The sequence below is a fragment of the Halostagnicola kamekurae genome (assembly GCF_900116205.1).
GTDB lineage: Archaea > Halobacteriota > Halobacteria > Halobacteriales > Natrialbaceae > Halostagnicola > Halostagnicola kamekurae.
The window spans coordinates 1-4,609 of sequence record NZ_FOZS01000015.1; the positions used below are offsets into that span (position 1 = coordinate 1).

At 53.3% G+C, this 4,609-nt stretch carries 2 protein-coding genes; both read right to left on the reverse strand.

From position 1 onward, the window contains the following. Positions 1-707 precede the first annotated feature (707 nt). A complete protein-coding gene (locus BM348_RS20455; protein ID WP_245779571.1) occupies positions 708-1,883 on the reverse strand; it encodes an outer membrane protein assembly factor BamB family protein in 1,176 nt (391 codons plus the stop codon). 1,147 nt (positions 1,884-3,030) lie between these two features. Then, positions 3,031-4,302: a phage NrS-1 polymerase family protein gene (locus tag BM348_RS20470; RefSeq protein WP_092907968.1), complete on the reverse strand. Its 1,272-nt coding sequence runs from the start codon at positions 4,300-4,302 to the stop codon at positions 3,031-3,033. Positions 4,303-4,609 lie beyond the last annotated feature (307 nt).

Genomic DNA, 4,609 nt, shown 5'->3' on the forward strand with positions numbered 1-4,609 from the left:
GTTTCCCCCGAATCTCTGCTGGCGAAACGATTGGACTCATTCACAGTGCCACTATGTAGGTCCAACCCAACGCCCTATGGCGATTCACCAGAGCCTTCATCACCGTTTTTCTCTGTGCTCCCTCGCTAACGCTCAGTCGCTCGGCAAAACGTTGATACACGAACTAAACGCCAAAGAAACTGATTGCAACGTGGGGTTACTGTTCGTTCCTCGAGCGGATAGAGAGGGTACCGCATATATCGAACCGATGTATCCAGATTGAGAGGGCCTCTGACGACTATACCTTTCGCCAAGGACGCTAAAAGCGCACTGAAAAACAGATTTCTCTTTAAGTGCTTCTCGTCACAAGGTGTAGATATAGCAAGGGGCGTTCTCCTAAATCCTCACTCTCGAGAGTCACAACCCGGTCAATCAGGGGGAGTTGCAATGGAGTTGTTCGTCTAGAAGGCGCTCGAGGTCGCTTCTTCCAGAAGGTGTTTGTCTGCACACGGTTTATGAGGATTTGTTTTCTTGAAAGCTGATTCCCAAGGAACTGCATGGGGTGCTTGTGGAATCCATCTATCGCCCCCGATTGATCCTCGAGCAAAGGAGTACCATGGGGTTGTCTGTAGATACGGTAGGGGTGTCATAGAATGGTTCGCATACCCACTTTGTGAGAGTCGACGAACGGTAAGTACAGTACTGTAGTTATCGATTGCGTCAGCCGATCAGGATTCGGCTTGCCTCTCAAGCGCGTAGATCCCCTCGGTCGTTCCCACGTACACGAATTCGTCCACCAAGTAGTTACGTATCGTTCCCATAACGGACCTATCCCATGTCTGTTCGCCATTCGGGTCGACGCTGACAAGTCGATTTTTGCCGGCACGGACGAACACTGTGTGATCGTCCGCGCTACTCTCTTCGATAACGGTCAGTGACCAGATTGGACCATCATTGATCGTGACCTGCCAGCGCTCGTTACCGGTCGCCGCATCGATGGCACGGAGTCGGTCTGTGCCGACGTACACCACCCCATCACGAACGGTCACGACTGGATCGGATTCCTCGTCCGGATGCTCGATCGATTCCAAGAGGAGGTCTCGCTCGCCGGACGTACGGTCGAACGCGTACAGACGGGACTCGTGTTGACCAACGTTCGCGAGCACGAAAAGGCGGTCTGATGTGATTCCCACGATCTCCGTCTGCACATCCACCGCATCGACGGACTGACGCCACAACTCGTCGCCGTCGGCGACTCCAGCGACCCACTCTCCCGTTGCGACGTATGCGACATCCTCTGAAACCGCCGTATCGATGATCTGTGTGTCACTGTCGTCAGGGTTGTATCGCCAGCGTGTACTTCCGTCGTCTCGATCGAGCGCAACGAGTGCGGCCGTTTTCTCTACGTAGACGGCGTCGGCGATGTCGACGATTCCGGAACCACTGGAGGTGATGTCCGATTCGTCGACTCCGTCGGTCCACAGTTCCGAACCGCTTTCCGCGTCGAACGCTCGCACGACGCCAACAGAATTCGAAACGTAGACGACACCGTCGACGACGAACGGGCTCGTGCGTCCGGTACCCACCGATTCGTCGCGCCATTGCTCTTCGCCATCCCAGTCGAGCGCGTACAGGCCAATACAGTCGTCATCGGTGCAGTAGCCGAAGTAGATGCCTGTGTCTGTGACTGCGAGCTCCGAGTAGGTGTCCATCCCTCCTGCGTCCCCGTACGCCCATTGGCGTTCACCAGTCGTGCTATCGAGTGCGACGACCTGTCCGTCAGAGCGCTGCCGGCCGAATACCACGCCCTGGGAGACGACATCGAGTTCACCGCCCGCTTCGTAGTGCCACCGGTACTTACTCTCTGCGCCATTTTCGGCGAGACTGAGGCACCCGACCAGCATAGAACCTCCAGTTATACCCGCCATTCCAAGTATTGTTCGACGATTCATAATTGGCTTTACTTGACAAATTCATAAATGTTTTGTGTGGCCCGTATTGAACTCATCCGGCTTCAAGAGCTTTGGTGAATCACCATAATGCAGTAGGTTGAGTGATTGTAGAGAGCCTATAGTAGAGCTCAATCGCTCTGCTATCATGGATGCCTTCGAAATCTTGGCTAAATTGTCTCAAAGTAGCGCCTCAAATCATCGAATTTTATCTTTGGAAGTCGATGCCATCTAGTGAATCACCTGAGACTTAGTTTTGAGTTTGTGGGTGTTCGGAATAGGGGACACACGTATCGGTTAGTAGAGGGAGATTCACTCAGCAAATCGAGTACGTAGATGAGGCGGTACCGTCCTCCTGAATCATTACATATGCGCCTCCGTAACATTGGTTCGTCTTGATGGTTACCTGTCCGGTTTCATTCCGTGCGGCCCAGCGGATTTCAAAGGTCTCAATGCCATTAGGGGACGCTCTGTCGGTGTTGTAGACTTCTCGCTCTTTGCCAGGGTCAAGTACATGACTTTGATTGTGAACGATTTCGCCCGTGGCGTTTCGTACAACAGTAATGTCGAAGGTTGCGCCCTCACTGCCATGGTTTTCGAGATCCACTGGATGATCTGAGTCCGGTTGTTCCGAAACGGGAGTCCCCATACAGCCAGTCACGAGTAGTATAACTGCGAAAGCACAGAACCCCTTCAGTAAGCGGTCACGCATTACTCAAGCATACAGTAATCAGTATGAATACTTTCTGCCGAATAAGCACATGTAGTTGCCGTTCAGTATAGGTGGTCTATCTATCGATGAGTTGTAGGATGACAAAAATAACGAGAGTGAGCGGAAGAATATACATAAGAAGAATAGCAATGAACCCGATGGCCATATTAACTGCGCCACCGCCACCAGAGGCTGTCTGTATGTAGATGAGGACAACAAACCAGAGAGTTGCTACCTGAATGATCCGAGTATCGTCCATAGCGTATCATTAGTCGTGGCGTTTCTATCTAATCATTTTCGATAAGTATGCAGGTATAGTGAACAGATAGTTCAGTCCGGATGGCGCGAAAAGAACCCTACGTGGATCGTTCTATGACACCTCTACCAGACTCAGTTATCGTCACCGACGAACCGCCGCGCACGGGTCCAGATCGAGTTGCCTTCCTCAGTACTCGTCTCACCCACTTCGGGATCTGAAGCCTGATCACGACGCTCGAGTTCCTCCTGATAATCACTGAGCGTCTCTCGAAGCGCTTCGTTGGTCGTCTCGAGTTCGGCGATACGCTCGTCTTTCTCCTCGAGTGCTGCCTCGAGGTTGTCGACGCGATCGGACAACAGACGGTTTTTCTCGACCATATACGCATGATTCTGCGCTGGCTCGTTACGATTATTGGTGGTTGACGACTCGCTCTCTCTGGAACTCGCTTCACTCGAGTCCTCTCGAGTGTCAGGATCGTAGAATTCGGAGGTGTTCGCTATTGCTCGTTCGATGGTCTTCTCGCCGTACGTCGAGCCATCCCCGTAGTGGACGTCGTCCCATTTCTCCCGGAGAAGCCCTGATTGCCGAAAGAGCCGATCTACTCGAGCGTGGTCGCCACCGGTCCAGAACGCCAGCAAACAGCACAGCGCCATATCGGCTTCCGACTGGCTCTCGTACCCTACCGTGTTTCCGTTCCAGAGTCGCTCAAACTTTGATCCGTTCGATGCATTTCGGGCTTTCTTGAGCAACTCCTCGTCCTCGAGGTCAACGTCGATATCGACTCCCTCGCCCGTCGACACCTGCTCGTTAGTCGTGCCACGATTCTCGGGTTCGGATTTCGCGCCAGTATCGGTGTCCTGGACATACTCCCAGTGAATCGCCTCGAGTGCGTCCTGTCGACGAGCAACGCGACCAGGCGTCTCCTCGAGGGAATCACCGGTCACGGTGAAAAAACGAGCCGTGTCGTACAGTTCAATGCTTCCACGACGATTCCGTCCATCCGGGAGTTCTCCTTCGATGAGCACATGGAAGCCAGTTCCCGAGGGGGAGATCTCCGTATAGGAATCGAGCCGCTCGATAATGTCTTGAGCCACGTCGTCGACGTCCCCAGTTTCCGGATCTCGGCAGTCATCCAGGTCCACACCGACGATTGGATCGTCGTCGGTAAACACGAACCCAATGCCGTCTGCCTCTCTCGAGTCGGCATACTCGAGCGCCGTCTCGATCGACGCCCATGTGGGCGGATCCGTCGAGGACGCAAACTCACCACTCCCCGGTGTCACCGGGATCTTCGTTGGCTTCCCATCTCGAGATTCTTCTCGCCAACAGACCCACTGGTCGTACTCCTCTACCATCTCAGGAATGCTGCTCGTATCGATAGTATTTGTCTGGTTTCCTATCATGTATATTCACTCGGCTGTGAAGCCTTGCTACTGTGCTGCCAGCACCGTATCAGCGGCACGATAGAAATCCAATAGCGCTCTCCCCCACATCTACTCCCTTTTGCGGCGGCAACCCTCTCTATACTAGTTGGTTTTTGAGCCGGTTTTACCCTGGACAGTACTGCCGTCTTGCGATTTTTACCCTGGACAGCGAGACGACCATTTACTCCGGGCTGTGATTTACCCTGGACACCAAAATCCAAATACCGAGAAGAGCGCCTCAAGACCGAGTTTATGGGTATACCCTGGTTTGGGAATACCCTGGACA

Excerpts from the sequence above, each read along its gene's own strand:
- BM348_RS20470 (WP_092907968.1), bottom strand. The coding sequence starts at position 4,302 with ATGATAGGAAACCAGACAAATACTATCGATACGAGCAGCATTCCTGAG.
- BM348_RS20455 (WP_245779571.1), bottom strand. The coding sequence starts at position 1,883 with ATGCTGGTCGGGTGCCTCAGTCTCGCCGAAAATGGCGCAGAGAGTAAG.